This is a genomic window from Streptomyces sp. IMTB 2501, from assembly GCF_001953885.1.
Taxonomy (GTDB): Bacteria; Actinomycetota; Actinomycetes; order Streptomycetales; family Streptomycetaceae; genus Streptomyces.
In genome coordinates this window covers 65,642-82,271 of record NZ_MQUS01000017.1, presented here as the reverse complement: position 1 = coordinate 82,271, position 16,630 = coordinate 65,642, and the positions used below count along the sequence as shown (strand labels likewise).

Genomic DNA, 16,630 nt, shown 5'->3' with positions numbered 1-16,630 from the left:
ACATGAGCGGATGACCCCGCTCCGCCGCGCCCTGCTCACCGCCCTCGCACTCCTCACCTCGCTCACCGTGCGCCTGCCCGCCCAGGCGAGTCCCGAAGAGGCGAACCCCGCCCGTGCGAGCACCGCGAACGGCCGCGCGGCGCCCCCGGCCCGTGCGGGCACCACGACCGGCCGGGCCTCCCCGGCCCACGGTGGTGCCCCGACCGGCCGGAAGCCCCAGGCCGACCAGGCCCCCGGCTGTGCCTCCTCCCTGCCGTACGTGTCCGGCCAGGGCGGCTACGCCGTCTACCGCATCCCGGCGGTCGTGACGACCCGGTACGGCACCGTCCTGGCCTTCGCCGAGGGCCGGCGCAACGGCGTCAGCGACACGGGCGACATCGATGTCGTGCTGCGCCGCTCCACCGACGGCGGCTGCACCTGGGGCCCGCTGACCGTGGTGGCCGCCGGGCACGGGGACACCCGGGGCAACCCGGCGCCGGTCGTGGACCCGCGCACCGGTGCCGTCGTCCTCGTGACCTGCGGCAACAGCGGCTCGGCGACCGAGGGGCAGATCATGCGCGGCGAGGTCCGGGCGGACCGGGGCCGCCGGGTGTTCGTACAGCGCAGCCGGGACGACGGCCGTCACTTCAGCCGCCCCGTGGACATCACCGACCGGGTGAAGCGGCCCGGCTGGCGCTGGTACGCCACCGGCCCCGGACACGCGTTGGCTCTCACCCGGGGCCCGTACGCCGGCCGTCTGCTCGTCCCGGCCAACCACTCCGGCGTACCGCCCGCCGGTTCCTCCGACACCGGCCGGGAGGCGAAGTACTACGGCGGTCACGCCCTCTACAGCGACGACGGCGGCTGCACCTGGCACCTCGGTTTCATGAACGACCACTACGACGGCGTGACCGACGTCAACGAGACGAGCGCCGCCCAACTCCCCGACGGGCGCGTCTACTTCAGCGCCCGCGCCCAGGGTGGCAGAGCGCCCGGCCACCGCCTCGACGGCTACTCCGCCGACGGCGGCACCACCCTCAACCGCCCCTACACCGCCCAGCCCACCCTGGACGACGTCCCCGCGGTCCAGGGCAGCGTCCTCCAACTCACCGGTACAGAAGCGCCGTTGCTGTTCTCGGGCCCCTCCGTGCCCACCGCCCGCCGGGCCATGGCGATCTGGTCCAGCGAGGACTTCGGCCACACCTTCACCCGGCTGCGCACCCTCTCGGACCGGCCGGCCGCCTACTCCGACCTGGTCCCGCTCGGCCACGACACGGTCGGCATCCTCTACGAGACCGGCGCCCACGCCTACGACACCCTGGAGTTCCGCCGCCTGACCCTGCCCTGGAGCAGCCCCGCCGACGCCCGTTAGAGCAGCCCCGCCGCCGCCAGGAACTTGCAGACCCGCTCGGTCTCCTCGCCGGACAGCGGCACCTGCGGCTCGGCCGTCACCGGGCAGTCGATGATGCCGCGCAGATGCAGCGCGGCCTTGAACGCGCCCAGTGCCGACGAACTGCCGCCCATCCGCGCCGGATCGCCGACCGCGACCATTCCGAACAGCGCGCACAGCCGCTCCTGTTCGGCCCGCGCGCCCTCCCAGTCGCCCGCCCGGCACATCCGGTACAGCCGCACATACCCGTGCGGATCGACGTTGGCCAGCCCCGGCACGGCCCCGTCGGCGCCCAGCGCCAGCGCGGCGTCCACGAACAGCTCCGAGCCGGTCAGCACGCTGAACCCCGGATACGGACGGGCCCCGGTGACGATCTCGCGGAAGGCGCCCAGGTCCCCGCTGGAGTCCTTGACCCCGGCCAGCACCCGGTCGGCGGCCAGCCCCAGCACCAGATCGGCGGGGAGCTTGGTGTGCACGGCGACGGGGATGTCGTAGGCGATGACCGGCACCTCGCTCGCGGCCGCGATCCTGCGGTAATGGTGGACGATCTCGGCGCGGTGGGTGCGGGCGTAGAACGGGGCGGTGACGACGACGGCCTGCGCGCCGGCCGCCGTCACGGCCGTGACATGGTCCAGGACGCGCGGGGTGGTCATGTCGATGGCGCCGGCGAGGACCGGCAGCTGACCGCCGACATGGGCGACCACCGCGTCCACGACCTGCCGGCGCTGCCGGTCCGTCAGGAACGCCGCCTCGGACGTGGACCCGAGCAGGAACAGCCCGTGCGCCCCGCCCTCCACCAGATGGTCGACCAGCCTGAGCAACGAGCGGACGTCCACCTCGCGCTCCGGCGTCAGGGGTGTGCAGACGGGCGGGACGACACCGGTGAGCGGGGTGGGCAACGACATCAGGGCTCCTGGCGTGCTAGGTCGCGAGTCGACTGATCCTCCTTCACAGGATGGTGGCAGCGGTAGCGGTGTCCGGGCCGTGACGCGGCCGAGAAGCCCGGCATCGCCTCGGCACACAGGTGATCCGCCTTCCAGCAGCGGGTGCGGAACGGGCAGCCGCTCGGTGGCCGGGTCGCCGAGGGCACCGGCCCGGTCAGCGGGATCGGGTCGATGGGGTCCAGCAGGCCCGGCGTGGCGGAGAACAGGGCACGGGTGTACGGGTGCCGGGCGGCGTCGGTGACCCGGTCGGCCGGGGTCTCCTCCACGATCCGGCCCAGATACATGGTGATCACCCGGTCGCTCATCCGCCGTACCGTCTGGATGTCGTGCGAGACGAACACCAGGGCCAGACCGAGGCGTTCCTTCAAGTCCAGCAGGAGGTTGAGGATCTGGGCGCGGACCGACACGTCCAGGGCGCTGGTCGGCTCGTCGGCGACGACCAGGGCGGGGTCCAGGGCGAGCGCGCGGGCGATGGCGACGCGCTGCCGCTGGCCGCCGGAGAGCTGTCCGGGCAGCGCGTCCGCCAGCGCCCGGGGCAGGCCGACCAGGGCCATCAACTCCCTTACCTTCTCCTCCCGTTCGGCCCAGGTGCCACGGTCGTGGACGTCCAGCGGGTCGCGCAGGATCCGGCGTACGGTCAGCCGCCGGTTGAGCGCGGTCGAGGGGTCCTGGAAGACCATCCCGACGCCCGCGCCGAGCGTGGCCCGGCGTTCGGCGGGTGGCATCGTCCACAGGTCACGGGCCCGGAACGCCACCGTCCCGGAGGTCGGCCGCTGGATGCCCACCAGTACCCGCGCCAGCGTCGACTTCCCGCAGCCCGACTCGCCGACCACGCCCACCGTCTCCCCGGCGGCCACGGTGAGGTCGGCGCCGGTCAGGGCGTACACCCGGTCGCGCCTGAGCAGTCCGCCACTGCGGGCCTTGTGCACGACATGAGCGTCCCGGACGTCGATGACGGCGTTCACCGGAGAGCCTCCTCCACGGGTACGGCCGGGTGATGGCAGGCGGCGGTGTGGGCGGCCGTACCGGTGAGGACGGGCGCGCTGTCGTGGCACACCCGGGTCGCCAGCGGGCAGCGGTCGGCGAAGCGGCAGCCCGCCGGGAAGTCGGCCGGGGCGCGTACGACCCCTTTGATCTGCGTCATGCGTTCCTCGGCCGACTCCAGCGACAGCACACTGCCGAGCAGACCGCGCGTGTAGTGGTGGGCCGGCGCCAGCACCAGGTCGGCGGTCACCCCGCTCTCCACGATCTGCCCGCCGTACATCACCACCACCCGGTCGGTGACGTCGGCGACCAGCGCCAGATCGTGCGAGACCAGGATCAGCGCGAAGCCCAGCTCCGCACGCAGCCGCAGCAGCAGTTCCATCACCTGCGCCTGCACGGTGACGTCCAGGGCGGTCGTCGGCTCGTCGGCGATGATCAGCCGCGGGTCGCGGGAGAGGGCCATGGCGATGAGGACGCGCTGGCGCTGGCCGCCGGACAGTTCGTGCGGATAGCTGCGCAGGGTGCGCTCGGGGTCGAGCCCGACCATCGACAGCAGGTCCCGCGGGGTACGGCGGCCACCGCGCCGGCCGAGCTGCTTCAGCTGGGCCCGGATGGTCATCGCCGGGTTCAGCGAGGACAGGGCGTCCTGGTACACCATCGCCATCTCGTGCCCGAGCAGCTTCCGCCGCGCCCGCACCGGCTCGGTGAGCAGGTCCCGCTGCCGGAACCGGATCTGGCCGCCGACGCGCGCGTCCCGCGGCTGGAGCCCCATCACGGTGAGCGCGGTCAGCGACTTCCCGCAGCCCGACTCGCCGACCAGACCGAGCACTTCACCGGGGTACACCTCGAAGCTGACCCCGGCGACGATGTCCACGCCCCGGTGCCGGTCCGGGAAGCCGATGGTGAGGTTCTCCACGGCGAGCACCGGCTGACCGGAAGAGCCGGGGCGGGGCCGGGCCCGGGAGCGCAGCCGCCGGGCGGCCTCGGTCAGGCCGGGCAGCTGGAGCACCTCGCCGTTGCCGGGCTCCGGCGCCTCCAGCCGGTCCTCAGGCGTCTCCACTTCCCTCGGCGCCGGTGCCGCCCACGCGTCGGACACGCCCTCGGAGAGGATGTTCAGCGACAGCACGGTCAGCAGGATCAGCAGCCCGGGGAAGACGGTCGCCCACCAGCCTCCGGTCAGCACCATGTTCTTGCCGTCGGCGATGACACTGCCCCAGGACGGGTCCGGCGGGCGCACCCCGGCGCCGATGAAGGACAGCGAAGCCTCGAACACGATCGCCTCGGCGACCTGCACCGTGCAGAACACCAGCACCGGGGCGGCGCAGTTGACGGCCACGTGCCGCAGCACGATGTGCGGGGTGCGGGCGCCGATCACCCGTTCCGCCGTGACGTAGTCCTCGCCGTACTGGTCGAGGACGTTCGCCCGTACGACCCGCGCCACCGGCGGCGTGAACAGGAAGGCGATCGCGCAGATCAGCACCCCGAAGCCGCCGCCGAACACGGCGACCAGCACGGCCGCGAGCGCGATCCCCGGGAACGCCATCACCACGTCCAGGCAGCGCATCAGCGTCTCGTCGACGCCCTTGCGCGAGGTGGCCGCGACCGCCCCGATGACCGCGCCCACGACCAGGGCGAGCGCGGTGGCGCCCAGCCCGATCGCGAGCGACCACCGGGCGCCGTACATCAGCCGGCTCAGGATGTCCCGGCCGAGGCTGTCCTGCCCCAGCCAGTGCGCGGCCGACGGATGCCCGCTGCCGCCGACCGGGTCCTGCTGGTCGAGCGGATCGTCCGGGGCGAGCAGGGGAGCGAGTACGGCGACGAGGATCACGAGGGCCAGGAAGCAGACGGCGATCTTGGACAGCGGCGGCAGCCGGCGCCAGCCGCGCAGCCGGACACCGGGCCGGGAAAGCCGCTCCGCAGGGCCATGCCCTGTCGACCTGGCGCGCATGACCATCAGGCCGCCCTCAGACGTGGGTTGACCAGCAGATACAGGATGTCGATGACGAGGTTGACGACGACGAACCCGGTGGCCGTGGTCAGGACCACCCCCTGGACGACGGCCGGGTCGCCGTTCTGTACCGCGTCGATCATCAGCTTGCCCATGCCGGGCAGCGAGAAGATGGTCTCGATGACGACGGCACCGCCGAGGAGATAGCCGACCCGCAGACCCAGCACGGTCAGCGGATTGACCAGGGCGTTCCTGAGGACGTTCCGCCCGACGACCACCAGGGGCGGCAGCCCGCTCCCGATCGCCGTGCGCACGTAGTCCTTGTCCAGCTCCTCCACCACCGAGGTCCGTACGATCCGGGTGAGCTGGGCTGCCACCGGCAGCGAGAGGGCGAAGGCGGGCAGCGCCATGGTTTTCAGCCAGCCGGTGACGGAGTCGGCCGGGTTGATGTAGCCGCCGGTCGGGAACCAGCCCCGGTCCACCGCCAGGTACTGGATCATCAGCAGCGCCAGCCAGAACCCGGGCGCGGCCACCCCGATCAGCGAGACGACCCGGATGGCCTGGTCCGGGATCCGGTCCCGGTAGACGGCCGCCGTGACCCCGCCGGCCAGTGCCAGCACCACCGCGACGGCGAGGCCGAGGAAGGTGAGCTGGAGGGTGAGCGGCAGCGCGGTGGTGACCTGGTCGACGACCGGGGCGCGGGTCAGGGCGCTGGTGCCGAGGTTGCCGTGGAGGAGGTCGCCGACGAAGTGGACGTACCGTACGGGCAGCGGATCCAGCAGCCCGTTGCGCTCCCGGAAGTCGTGCAGCTGCTGCGGGGTCGGGTTCGAGCCCTGGAAGAACGCGGACGCCGGGTCGACGTCCGAGAAGCGCATCACCAGGAACACGAACAGCACGATCCCGAGCAGGAGCGGTACGAGCAGGGCGACACGGCGGAGCAGGATCCTTACGACGGCCGTCATGCCGTCAGACCCACTTCGCCTGGAGCACGTTGATCCCCGGGTACGGCTGTGCTCTTATCCCGGTGAGCTTGCGCGGGTCCCAGGCGGTCATCAGCTCGTTGTGCACCACCGGGTACAGCACGGCCTGCTCGGCGACGACGTCGATGCAGTCCTGGATGATCGCCTTCTTCTTCGCCGCGTCCGGCTCCCGGGTCGCCCGGTCCATGTCCTTGAAGAGCTGCTTGGCGACGGGGTCGTCGGCCCACCGGGTGTACCCCATCCACAGGTTCTGCGGGCCGTAGTTGTAGTGCATGATCAGGTCGGCGTCGAGCCCGAACTGATTGGGATTGGAGGCGGCGGCCACCACCTGGTAGTCCTGCTTCTGGTCCATCTTGGTGAAGACGGCCGTGGTCTCCTGCGGCGCCAGGGTCGTCTCCACGCCGACCGCGTCCCAGGAGGACTTGATGGTCGGCAGACAGTCCACGATCCAACTGACGTTCACGGCAAGGATGTCGACCTTGAGGTTCGTCACGCCCGCCGCCTTCAGCAGCGCCTTCGCCTTCTGCGGGTCGTAGTCGTACACGGTCCTGGCCCGCCGGTAGCCGGGATTGCCCTCGTTGAGGAACGAGGAGGCGGGCTTTCCGTGCCCTTTCAGGGCGACCCGCACCATCTTCCCGGTGTCGATGGCGTAGTGCAGCGCCTGCCGCACCCGTACGTCGTCGAAGGGCTTGTGCCGGGTGTTGAACATCAGGAACAGGTTGTTCATCCCGGCGCCGCCCGCGACCGTCAGGCCGCCCTGCTCCAGCCTCGCGATATTGGCGTACGGGATGTTGTCCGCGATCTGCGCCCCGGCGTCGGACCCGGAGATCTTCGCGACACGGGGAGCGGCATCCACGATGGTCAGCCAGTTCATGCGCTGGAAGGCCGGCTTGCGGGAGCCGTTGTAGGCGGCGTACGCCTCGAAGGTGGTGTTGGACTTCGGGTGGTGCGCGGTCTGCCGGTACGGCCCCGAGCCCACGGCCAGCCCCTTGATGGCGTCGTCCCAGGCGCCGGGCCTGGAGAAGACGTGCTTCGGCATGATCTTGGCGAGGGTGAGCCGGGAAAGCCCGTCCGGGAAGGGGAACTTGAGCACCAGCTCGACGGTCCGCGTATCGACCTTCCTCACGCTGTCCAGCCAGCTCACGAAGAAGCCCTTGGCGAGCGTCTGGGTGCCCGGGTCGAGGATCCGGTCGAAGACGAACACGACGTCGTCGGCGGTGACGGGCTTGCCGTCGTGGAAGGTCGCGCCGGAGCGCAGCGTGAACCGCCAGGTGGTGGCGTTCGGGTCCTTCGGCACCTCGGTGCCGAGCGCCGGATACGGCGCCCGGGTGATCGGGTCGGTGTCCAGCAGCCCCTCGTAGACATGGTTGTTGGCGGCCATCGAGAACGCCGACGCCGTCTGCGTCGGATCCCAGGTGCCGTCGTTGCCGTACCCGATCACGGCGGTCAGCGTCCGGTCCTTGCCGCCGCCTCCGGTGTCGTTCGTGGACTCGGGCCCGGCGGAGCAGCCGGCCAGCACGGGCGGCAGCGCGGCGGCCGCGCCCAGCGCACCGGTGAACTTCAGGAACGACCGGCGGCGCGGGGCCGGTGCGTCGGGGGTCACGTCGTCGCGCACGGGTCCTCCAGCAAGTCGGTGGGGGGAGGGGGTGGGAGATACGACGTCCTACGTCCTACGTCCGGTCGGTAGCGCGACCATAAGAGGGGCTGTGGGGGCGGTCAAGACAGCGCACACGAATGGCCTAGGCGCCACCGGTCGTGCCGATGACGGCCCGAAATGTTCGGGTACCGGCGCGAGTTGGGCCGATCGGGTTCAGGGGATGGGCGGGGACCCGGTCACTCCTCGCGGATCACGAGGTCCTCGGCACGGCGCTCCACCACCAGGTTGCCCTCCGGGGTCAGCCGGGCGAGGTCGCCGGTGCGGTGGAAGCCGTCGGGGGTGAAGGCGCGGGCGTTGTGCTCGGGGGACCGGTAGTAGCCGCGCGGGGTGTACGGGCCGCGGACGAGGAGTTCGCCGGCCTCTCCCTCGGGGGCGTCGATACGGATCTCGTCGGCCGGGGAGACCGGGCGTCCCTGGGTCGTGAGCACGACGTCCCGCGGGTCGTCGAGGCGGGTGACGGTGAGCAGCCCCTCGGCCCTGCCGGACACCTGCTGCAGCCGGCAGCCGAAGCCGGGCTCGATCCGTGCGGCGAGGCCGGGGGCGAGGCGGCCGCCGCCGATCTGCAGCACGCGCAGCGAGTCCAGTGTCCCGGCTCGCAACGTCTGGCCGTCAGGGAGCGGCGTCCGGTGCGTGCTCTCGGTGTGCCGGCCGGAGGCCGTGCCCGATGGGCTGGGCGTACGTGGGCTTTCGGCCGGTGCGGCGAGTGGGTGTACCGGGCGTCGCGACGGGGCGAACGTCGCCTGGTGGGGCACCAGACCGGCCCCGGCGCCGTCGAGGGCGTCCAGCCACCGGGCGGCGAGGCCGGGCAGCACCGAGGTGACGGTCACCCGTTCCCGTGCGATCGCGGCGAAGGCGGTGTCCGGCGCCGGGTCGTCGAGCAGCACCACGGTGCCGCCCGCGGCCAGGGTGCCGAGGATGCCGGGGCTGCCGAGGGTGAGGTTGAACTCCGCGGGCAGCACCGCCAGATAGACGTCCTCGGGACCGAGGCCGAGCAACTCGGCGGTGGCGCGCAGCTGGTAGGCGTAGTCGTCGTGGGTACGGCCGATGAGCCTCGGCTGCGCCGTCGTACCGCCCGACAGCAGGAAGAACGCCACGTCGGAGGCGTCCGGACGGCGGTCCGGTACGGGCGCCTCGTCCACGGTGTGCAGCGGGAAGGCCAGACAGCCGCCCGGCAGCACCGAGAAGCCGCCCGCCTGCTCGCCGGGCGTGGCGAGCGTGAAGATCCGCCGCAGCGATGTCGACCCGGCGGCGACCCGGGCGGCCATCGCGGTGTGGTCGAAGCCGCCGTACACCGCCGGGCCGATGTAGCCGACGGCCTCGCTCTCGGCGACCACATGGGTGATCTCCGGCTCCCGGTGGGTGAGCGGCGCGAGCACCGGGATCGCCCCGGCGCGCATCAGCGCGAACACCGCGACGACGAACTCCGGGGTGTTCGGCAGCTGCACCACGACCCGCTTGCCGGGCGCGACGCCGCGCAGCCGCAGCCCCGCGGCCATCCGGTTCACCCGTCGGTCCAGCTGGAAGTACGTCAGACGGGTCGCGCCGTGCGCGAGCGCGGTGCGCGGCCCGTGCGCGGCCGCCCAGTCGTGCAGCAGCTCGGGCAGGGGACGGCCCTGCCAGTAGCCGGCGCGGCGGTAGGCGAGGGCGGTCTCCTCGGGCCAGGGGGTGAAGCCGTTCGCTGCCATCCCCGCAACATATTGTTGACCCGGGGATTCCGTAAAGCGGTTTTGCGTTTCCGCAATTCGGAATCAATATGTGGCTGCGGATTGTAGAGGCGGAGCGTCACTCGGGATGCGCAAAGCGTGAAACTCGGGAAGGAAGGGGAGCAGGTCAAGGGCGCGACGTACAACCCGCGCGGCGCGCTGTGTGCCGAACAGCCGGAGGACATGTTGAGGGAATTGCGGCCTGCCGTCGGCAGCCATGTGGTGGACACGCGTACCGGCAGGCTCGGCATCGTCATGGGGTACGAGGGCCCCTACGTCCAGCTGAGACCGTACGGCGGGGGCCGGGAGTGGGACGCCGAACCCGGAGCGCTGCGCACCGCGACCGCCGCCGAGCGGCTCAAGGCGGCGACCGCGCACGCCAACGCCCGCAGTCGCGGAGAGGCGCTCTAGCCGCTGCCCGCATGGGCCAGAATGGGTGCCATGAGTCTGTTCCGCGACGACGGCATCGTGCTGCGCACCCAGAAGCCGGGTGAGGCGGACCGGATCACGCTGTGCCTGTCCGGGGGGCACCCCCCGGACGCCCGGCCGGGCGAGGGCGGGGGCCGGCGATGAGTCTCTTCCGGGACGACGGCATCGTCCTGCGGACCCAGAAACTGGGCGAGGCGGACCGGATCATCACGTTGCTCACGCGCGGTCACGGTCGGGTGCGGGCCGTGGCGCGCGGGGTGCGGCGCACCAAGTCGAAGTTCGGGGCCCGGCTGGAGCCCTTCTCCCATGTCGACGTGCAGTTCTTCGCGCGCGGTAGCGAGCTGATCGGGCGCGGACTCCCGCTGTGCACGCAGAGTGAGACCATCGCACCGTACGGCGGCGGGATCGTCACCGACTACGCGCGCTACACCGCCGGTACGGCGATGCTGGAGACCGCCGAGCGGTTCACCGACCATGAGGGCGAGCCCGCCGTACAGCAGTATCTGCTGCTGGTCGGGGCCCTGCGGACACTGGCGCGCGGGGAGCACGCCCCTCACCTCGTCCTCGACGCCTTCCTGCTGCGCTCCCTCGCCGTCAACGGCTACGCGCCCAGCTTCGACGCCTGCGCGAAGTGCGGCATGCCCGGCCCGAACCGCTTCTTCTCGGTCGCCTCCGGCGGCTCCGTCTGCGTCGACTGCCGGGTGCCCGGCAGCGTCGTACCCTCGGCACAGACCCTGGTGCTGCTCGGGGCGCTGCTTACGGGAGACTGGGAGACGGCGGACACGTGCGAGGCACGGTATGTCCGCGAGGGCAGCGGGCTGGTGTCCGCCTACCTGCACTGGCATCTGGAGCGCGGGCTGCGCTCGCTCAGGTACGTGGAAAAGACGTAGAGGCAGAGGGAGACGAGAAGCACATGGTCGTACGCGGGATCCTGGGACGCCAGCGGCGCGAGTACAGGGCGCCGGAGCCGCACCCGTCCGGTGCCCGCGCGCCGAAGCTCCCCGGCGAGCTGGTCCCGAACCACGTGGCCATCGTCATGGACGGCAACGGCCGGTGGGCGAAGGAGCGCGGTCTGCCCCGCACCGAAGGGCACAAGGTCGGCGCCGAGCGGGTGCTCGACGTGCTGCAGGGCTCGATCGAGATCGGCGTCCGCAACATCTCCCTGTACGCGTTCTCCACCGAGAACTGGAAGCGCTCGCCCGACGAGGTCCGCTTCCTGATGAACTTCAACCGCGACTTCATCCGCAAGACCCGCGACCAGCTCGACGCACTCGGCATCCGGGTGCGCTGGGTGGGCCGGATGCCCAGGCTGTGGAAGTCGGTCGCCAAGGAGCTGCAGGTCGCCCAGGAGCAGACCAAGGGGAACGACCTGCTCACCCTGTACTTCTGCATGAACTACGGCGGCCGCGCCGAACTCGCCGACGCGGCCAGGGCGTTGGCCGAGGACGTGAAGGCCGGCCGGCTCGACCCGGCCAAGGTCACCGAGAAGACCATCCAGAAATACCTGTACTACCCGGACATGCCGGACGTCGACCTGTTCCTGCGCCCGAGCGGTGAGCAGCGCACCTCCAACTATCTGCTCTGGCAGAGCGCGTACGCCGAGATGGTCTTCCAGGACGTGCTGTGGCCCGACTTCGACCGCCGTGACCTGTGGCGGGCCTGTGTCGAATTCGCCTCCCGCGACCGGCGGTTCGGCGGCGCCGTCCCGAACGAGGAGCTGCTGGCCATGGAGGAAGCGATGAAGGGCAAGTCCACCTCGTAGCCACCCCCGGTTCATCCGGACCACGCAGACCGGTTCATCCGGGCCGTCGAGGATGAGGGACTCATGAGACGTCTCACGCCGGCCCTCGCCCTCGGCGCCCTGCTGCTCACCGCGCTGCCCGCGCACGCCTCCGACGGCCCCGCGCACCGCGAGAGCTACGGCACCAAGGCCCCGTACGAGCCCCAGCAGAGCGCCGGCACCTACGAGCAGCCTCCGGCCGGCTACACCGCTGTCTTCACCGAGAACGTCTCCCGGCACGGCTCGCGTGCCGCGACCGGCGGCGAGGACGGCGACCTGGTCCTCGCCCTGTGGGACAAGGCGCGGCAGCAGGGGCAACTCACCGAGAACGGTGAGGAGTTCGGGCCGCGGGTGCGGGCCCTGCAGGCTGCCATGTCCCAGGTCGGGTACGGCAACCTCAGCGGGCGTGGCCGGCGGGAGATGCGGGACACGGCGACGCGTATGGAGCGGCGCCTGCCCGCGCTGTTCGCGAAGATCGCCGACGAGGGCGAGAAGATCGACGTGGTCAGCTCCGGGCAGGGGCGGGCCGTGGACAGCGCGGGCGAGTTCACCGGCGCGCTGGCCTTTGCCGACCCCGCGCTGAAGCCGCTGATCGGGGCGACCCGCACCGACAAGGACCTGCTGTACTTCCACAAGGCGGCGGGTGGTGCGGCGTACCGCGACTACGTCGCGAACGACCAGCGCCTCAAGGACACGCTGAACTCGATCGAGGACCAGCCCCGGACACACGAGGCCGCGCACAGCGTGCTGCGGCGGCTCTTCACGGAACCCTTCGTCGACCGGATCAGCGGCGGCGACCAGGTCGGCGCCGCGCAGGCCGTCTACAACCTGTACGCGATCGCCCCCGCGATGAGCGAGGAGAGCCCTGACCCGGACGGCAGGGGCTGGGACCTGGACCGCTTCATCTCCCGCTCGGACGCGGCCTGGTTCGGCTACCTCGGCGACGCGGAGGACTTCTACGAGAAGGGCCCCGGCTTCGCCGACAGCGACATCACCTACAGGATGGCGGACGTCCTGCTGGACGACTTCTTCCAGCAGATCGAGGCCAAGCGGTCCGGCACCAGCGACCTCGGCGCCGAACTCCGCTTCACCCATGCCGAGGAGATCATCCCGCTGGCGGCCCTGATGCAGCTGCCGGGCAGCACGCGGCCGGCGACGCCGGGGGAGCCGTACACCTACGCCGGCAATCCCTGGCGAGGCGCGTCGGTGGCCCCGCTCGGCGCCGACATCCAGTGGGACGTGTACGAGAAGGACGGCCGCTACGCCGTCCGCATGCTCTACAACGAGAAGGAGACGGCGTTCAGGGCGGGCTGCCGTCCGATCGAGAAGGGCAGCGCCTTCTACGACTTCGACGAACTGGAGCGGTGCTTCGGACGGGCATAGGCGCGGGCGCCGGGTGATCGGCGGCGCCGCGCGTGTCCGTCCTGCTCGGCGACGGCAAGAACGCCACCGCGTTCACCATGCTCCCCAGGAGGAACGTCAGTCGCTCCGCGTCGCGCAGTCCGCGCAGGTGCCGAAGATCTCCACCGTGTGGGCCACGTTGACGTACCCGTGCTCCGCCGCGATCGCCTCGGCCCACTTCTCCACCGCGGGTCCTTCGACCTCCACCGCCTTGCCGCAGGTGCGGCAGACCAGGTGGTGGTGGTGTTCGCCGGTGCTGCAGCGTCGGTAGACGGACTCGCCGTCGGACGTGCGCAGGACGTCGACCTCGCCGGCGTCTGCGAGGGTCTGGAGGGTGCGGTAGACCGTGGTCAGGCCGACCGAGTCGCCCTTGTGCTTGAGCATGTCGTGCAGTTCCTGCGCGCTGCGGAACTCGTCGACCTCGTCCAGGGCCGCCGCCACGGCTGCCCGCTGTCGGGTCGAGCGGCCCTTCACGGGCGGTCCAGCGGTCGTCACCGTTGCCTCCTTCGATGGCTCTTTCGCCTACGGGCGCCTTGAGCCGGTGTCGCGCGCCCCTTCGGCTCTCTCGCGGGCGAGTCTCTCGCTTCTGCCCGGGCGGCCATTGTGCCAGCCCGGGCTGTCAGCGGTCAGACGCCGATCTTGTCCCCCGCCTCTCTGGTGGCCGGAATCGTGCACTCGGCCGGGTCCCCCGCCGGGTCAGCGGCGGCCGCCGCACGGGCGCGTCGACGGGCCAGCGGCGTGGCCAGCACCGTCAGCGCGACGAACGCGGCGATGGTCAGCAGGACGATCGTCGCGCCGGGCGGAACGTCCTGGTAGTACGAGGTGATCGTGCCGCTGACGGTCACCGCCACCCCGATCGCGACGGCGATCACAAAGGTCGCCGTGAAGCTGCGGCTGAGCTGCTGCGCGGCCGCCACCGGCACCACCATCAGCGCGGACACCAGCAGCAGACCGACCACGCGCATGGCGACGGTCACGGTCACCGCCGCCGTCACGGCCGTCAGCAGGTTGAGCGCGCGCACCGGCAGACCCGTGACCCGCGCGAACTCCTCGTCCTGGCTGACCGCGAACAGCTGGCGGCGCAGGCCGAGCGTGACCAGCACCACGAGCGCGGCCAGCAGACAGATCGAGACGACGTCCGACTGCGAGACCGTCGACAGCGAGCCGAACAGGTATGTCGTCAGGTTCGCGTTGGAGCCCGTCGGCGCCAGGTTGATGAACATCACGCCGCCGGCCATACCGCCGTAGAAGAGCATGGCGAGGGCGATGTCGCCGCGGGTCCTGCCGTACCAGCGGATCAGTTCCATCAGGACCGCGCCGAGCACGGACACGGCGGTCGCCATCCAGACCGGGGAGGTGGAGAGGAGGAAGCCGAGGCCGACGCCCGTCATCGCCACGTGCCCGATGCCGTCGCCCATCAGGGCCTGGCGGCGCTGGACCAGATAGATGCCGACCGCGGGAGCCGTGATGCCGACCAGGACGGCGGCGAGCAGCGCCCGCTGCATGAAGGCGTAGTTCAGGAAGTCCATCAGCTCAGCAGTCCCGTCCGCAGAGGTTCGGAGCCCGCCGGTGCGTGCGGGTGTACGTGGTCGTGGCCGGGCAGGGCATGCTGGCCGACGGCGCGCGGCGGTGGGCCGTCGTGCAGTACGCAGCCGTCGCGGAGGACGACCGCCCGGTCGATCAGGGGCTCCAGGGGGCCCAGTTCGTGCAGCACGAGCAGGACCGTCGTGCCCCGCTCGACCTGTTCGCGCAGCGTCTGCGCGAGGATCTCCTGGCTGGCCAGGTCGACGCCCGCCATCGGCTCGTCCATGATCAGCAGTTCGGGCTCGGCGACGAGGGCGCGGGCGATCAGGACCCGCTGGTGCTGGCCACCGGACAGGGCGTTCACCGAGTCCTTGGCCCGGTCGGCCATGCCGACCAGCTCCAGGGCCCGCCGCACGGCCTCCCGGTCGGCCTTGCGGAAGACGCCGAAGCGGGTGCGGGAGAGCCGGCCCGAGGAGACGATCTCGGTGACCGTCGCCGGGACACCGCCCGCGGCCGTCGTCCGCTGCGGTACGTAACCCACGCGCGCCCAGTCGCGGAAGGCGCGGCGCGGGGTGCCGAACAGCTCGATCGTGCCGCCGCTCGCCGGGACCTGGCCGATGATGGTGCGGATCGCCGTGGACTTGCCGGAGCCGTTGGCGCCGAGCAGTGCGACGACCTCGCCGCGGCCGACGGTCAGGTCGATGCCGCGCAGCACGGGACGCGCGCCGAGTTCGGCGGCGACCTCGCGCAGGGCTATGACGGGCTCGCCGGGTTCGCTGGTCATCTCGTCTCCCCTGCTGCTCACTTGGCCCCCAGCGCCTGCTGGAGCGCCTTGAGGTTGGCCTCCTGGACGGAGAAGTAGTCCTTGCCGCGGGACTTGGCGGTGATGCCCTCGATCGGGTCGAGGACGTCGGTCTTCAGGCCCGCGTCGCTCGCGATGGTCTTCGCGGTCCTGTCGCTGACGAGCGTCTCGTAGAAGACGGTGGAGACGCCGTCGGCCCTGGCCAGGGTCTCCAGGTCCCTGACCCGGGCGGCGCTCGGCTCGGACTCGGGGTCGAGGCCGTTGATGGCCTCCTCGGTGAGGCCGTAGCGCTCGGCGAGGTAGCCGAAGGCGGCGTGCGTGGTGACGAAGACCCTGGTCCTCGTGTGCGCCAGGCCGTCCTTGAACTGTGTGTTCAGGTCGTTCAGCTGCTTGACCAGGGCCGCGGTGTTCTTCCTGTAGTCGGCCGCATGCTTGGGGTCGGCCTTCTCGAAGGCCTTGCCGACACCCTCGGCGACCTGGGCGTAACGCACCGGGTCGAGCCAGATGTGCGGGTCCTTGCCCGCCGGCTCCTCGTTCTTGTGGGTGTCGTGCGCGGAGGCGTGACCGCCGACCTCGTTGCCGTGCTGCTCCAGCGTGGTCAGGGAGGCCGCGTCGATCTTCGTCCCGACCGGGGACTGGGCCACCGCGTCGTCGACGGAGGGCTGGAGGTTCTTCAGGTACAGGACCGCGTCGGAGTCCTGGAGCATGGCGATCTGCTTGGGGCTGATCTCCAGGTCGTGCGGCTCCTGGCCGGGGGAGGTGAGGCTGGTGACGTGGACGTGGCTCCCGCCGATCCGCTCGGCGAGGAAGGCCATGGGGTAGAAGGACGCGACGACATCGAACTTGCCGGTGCCGGCCGCTGCCGCGCTGTCGCTGGAGCAGGCGGAGAGCGTGCCGATCCCGAGGGCGGTGACCGCGGTGAGCGCGGCGGCGGGTATGAGGCGTCGTCGTACGTTCATGACAGTCATTTTCAACAAACATGGAAACCGTTGTCAACAACGGCTGGTGGGGGCCGTGAGCAGGGGGCCGATTTGGCCGTGGGGGAGCCTGCGCCGGTAACCTGAATCATTCGCTGGAAGCATCTCGCTTCAACGCCCGTCGTCGTAATG

The 16,630-nt window shown here is 71.4% G+C and carries 16 protein-coding genes; 6 read left to right on the top strand and 10 right to left on the bottom strand.

The annotated features are described in order from the left end of the window. Positions 1–10: 10 nt before the first annotated feature. Positions 11–1,351: an exo-alpha-sialidase gene (locus AV521_RS27260; RefSeq protein ID WP_079249423.1), complete on the top strand. Its 1,341-nt coding sequence runs from the start codon at positions 11–13 to the stop codon at positions 1,349–1,351. On the opposite strand, the gene AV521_RS27255 is transcribed toward AV521_RS27260, so the two are convergent. From AV521_RS27255 to AV521_RS27230, 6 genes are all read right to left on the bottom strand, one after another. Further along, positions 1,348–2,274, bottom strand: a complete 927-nt coding sequence (locus tag AV521_RS27255) for a dihydrodipicolinate synthase family protein (protein ID WP_076091672.1) — start codon at positions 2,272–2,274, stop codon at positions 1,348–1,350. The two genes, AV521_RS27260 and AV521_RS27255, sit on opposite strands and share 4 nt — an antisense overlap. Continuing rightward, positions 2,274–3,278, bottom strand: coding sequence for an ABC transporter ATP-binding protein (locus AV521_RS27250; RefSeq protein ID WP_076091670.1), 1,005 nt, complete (start codon positions 3,276–3,278; stop codon positions 2,274–2,276). Before AV521_RS27250 ends, AV521_RS27255 begins: the two co-directional genes overlap by 1 nt. After that, on the bottom strand, positions 3,275–5,245 hold the full coding sequence (locus AV521_RS27245; RefSeq protein ID WP_107481041.1) for a dipeptide/oligopeptide/nickel ABC transporter permease/ATP-binding protein: 1,971 nt from the start codon (positions 5,243–5,245) through the stop codon (positions 3,275–3,277). Before AV521_RS27245 ends, AV521_RS27250 begins: the two co-directional genes overlap by 4 nt. Before the next feature lie 5 nt (positions 5,246–5,250). Further along, a complete protein-coding gene (locus tag AV521_RS27240) occupies positions 5,251–6,207 on the bottom strand; it encodes an ABC transporter permease (protein WP_076091666.1) in 957 nt (318 codons plus the stop codon). Positions 6,208–6,211: 4 nt separating this feature from the next. Further along, entirely contained in the window at positions 6,212–7,840 is a 1,629-nt protein-coding gene (locus AV521_RS27235) for an ABC transporter substrate-binding protein (protein ID WP_076091664.1), read from the bottom strand. A 218-nt stretch (positions 7,841–8,058) separates the two neighbouring features. Beyond that, the gene (locus AV521_RS27230) at positions 8,059–9,567 is read right to left on the bottom strand and encodes a (2,3-dihydroxybenzoyl)adenylate synthase (protein ID WP_076091662.1); all 1,509 of its coding nucleotides are present in this window, start codon (positions 9,565–9,567) and stop codon (positions 8,059–8,061) included. Positions 9,568–9,780: 213 nt separating this feature from the next. Between AV521_RS27230 and AV521_RS27225 the strand changes: the two genes are divergently transcribed. The 5 genes from AV521_RS27225 (at position 9,781) to AV521_RS27210 (ending at position 13,177) form a co-directional block, all read left to right on the top strand. After that, on the top strand, positions 9,781–9,996 hold the full coding sequence (locus AV521_RS27225; protein WP_031226128.1) for a hypothetical protein: 216 nt from the start codon (positions 9,781–9,783) through the stop codon (positions 9,994–9,996). Positions 9,997–10,026: 30 nt separating this feature from the next. Next, complete coding sequence (locus tag AV521_RS47840; RefSeq protein ID WP_371917069.1) at positions 10,027–10,158, top strand: hypothetical protein; 132 nt, start codon at positions 10,027–10,029, stop codon at positions 10,156–10,158. Further along, positions 10,155–10,904 (top strand): DNA repair protein RecO, encoded by a 750-nt coding sequence (recO, locus tag AV521_RS27220; RefSeq protein ID WP_076091660.1) that lies wholly within the window; start codon positions 10,155–10,157, stop codon positions 10,902–10,904. The genes AV521_RS47840 and recO overlap by 4 nt, the downstream gene beginning before the upstream one ends. A 23-nt stretch (positions 10,905–10,927) precedes the next feature. Further along, a complete protein-coding gene (locus tag AV521_RS27215) occupies positions 10,928–11,776 on the top strand; it encodes an isoprenyl transferase (protein WP_076091658.1) in 849 nt (282 codons plus the stop codon). 63 nt (positions 11,777–11,839) lie between these two features. Continuing rightward, on the top strand, positions 11,840–13,177 hold the full coding sequence (locus tag AV521_RS27210; protein ID WP_076091656.1) for a histidine-type phosphatase: 1,338 nt from the start codon (positions 11,840–11,842) through the stop codon (positions 13,175–13,177). Between the two features lie 96 nt (positions 13,178–13,273). Here the strand turns inward: AV521_RS27210 and AV521_RS27205 are convergent, their stop codons facing one another. The 4 genes from AV521_RS27205 to AV521_RS27190 all read right to left on the bottom strand — a co-directional run bounded on the left by AV521_RS27205 (position 13,274) and on the right by AV521_RS27190 (position 16,480). Beyond that, positions 13,274–13,690, bottom strand: coding sequence for a Fur family transcriptional regulator (locus AV521_RS27205; protein ID WP_076091654.1), 417 nt, complete (start codon positions 13,688–13,690; stop codon positions 13,274–13,276). Positions 13,691–13,821: 131 nt separating this feature from the next. Beyond that, positions 13,822–14,724: a metal ABC transporter permease gene (locus tag AV521_RS27200; protein ID WP_076091652.1), complete on the bottom strand. Its 903-nt coding sequence runs from the start codon at positions 14,722–14,724 to the stop codon at positions 13,822–13,824. After that, a complete protein-coding gene (locus AV521_RS27195) occupies positions 14,724–15,503 on the bottom strand; it encodes a metal ABC transporter ATP-binding protein (protein WP_076091650.1) in 780 nt (259 codons plus the stop codon). Before AV521_RS27195 ends, AV521_RS27200 begins: the two co-directional genes overlap by 1 nt. Positions 15,504–15,520: 17 nt before the next feature. Next, positions 15,521–16,480, bottom strand: coding sequence for a metal ABC transporter substrate-binding protein (locus AV521_RS27190; RefSeq protein WP_076091648.1), 960 nt, complete (start codon positions 16,478–16,480; stop codon positions 15,521–15,523). Positions 16,481–16,630: the final 150 nt, after the last annotated feature.

Excerpts from the sequence above, each read along its gene's own strand:
- AV521_RS27190 (WP_076091648.1), bottom strand. The coding sequence starts at position 16,480 with ATGAACGTACGACGACGCCTCATACCCGCCGCCGCGCTCACCGCGGTC.
- AV521_RS27255 (WP_076091672.1), bottom strand. The coding sequence starts at position 2,274 with ATGTCGTTGCCCACCCCGCTCACCGGTGTCGTCCCGCCCGTCTGCACA.
- AV521_RS27260 (WP_079249423.1), top strand. The coding sequence starts at position 11 with ATGACCCCGCTCCGCCGCGCCCTGCTCACCGCCCTCGCACTCCTCACC.
- AV521_RS27195 (WP_076091650.1), bottom strand. The coding sequence starts at position 15,503 with ATGACCAGCGAACCCGGCGAGCCCGTCATAGCCCTGCGCGAGGTCGCC.
- AV521_RS47840 (WP_371917069.1), top strand. The coding sequence starts at position 10,027 with ATGAGTCTGTTCCGCGACGACGGCATCGTGCTGCGCACCCAGAAGCCG.
- AV521_RS27200 (WP_076091652.1), bottom strand. The coding sequence starts at position 14,724 with ATGGACTTCCTGAACTACGCCTTCATGCAGCGGGCGCTGCTCGCCGCC.
- AV521_RS27230 (WP_076091662.1), bottom strand. The coding sequence starts at position 9,567 with ATGGCAGCGAACGGCTTCACCCCCTGGCCCGAGGAGACCGCCCTCGCC.
- AV521_RS27210 (WP_076091656.1), top strand. The coding sequence starts at position 11,840 with ATGAGACGTCTCACGCCGGCCCTCGCCCTCGGCGCCCTGCTGCTCACC.
- recO (WP_076091660.1), top strand. The coding sequence starts at position 10,155 with ATGAGTCTCTTCCGGGACGACGGCATCGTCCTGCGGACCCAGAAACTG.
- AV521_RS27240 (WP_076091666.1), bottom strand. The coding sequence starts at position 6,207 with ATGACGGCCGTCGTAAGGATCCTGCTCCGCCGTGTCGCCCTGCTCGTA.
- AV521_RS27215 (WP_076091658.1), top strand. The coding sequence starts at position 10,928 with ATGGTCGTACGCGGGATCCTGGGACGCCAGCGGCGCGAGTACAGGGCG.
- AV521_RS27245 (WP_107481041.1), bottom strand. The coding sequence starts at position 5,245 with ATGCGCGCCAGGTCGACAGGGCATGGCCCTGCGGAGCGGCTTTCCCGG.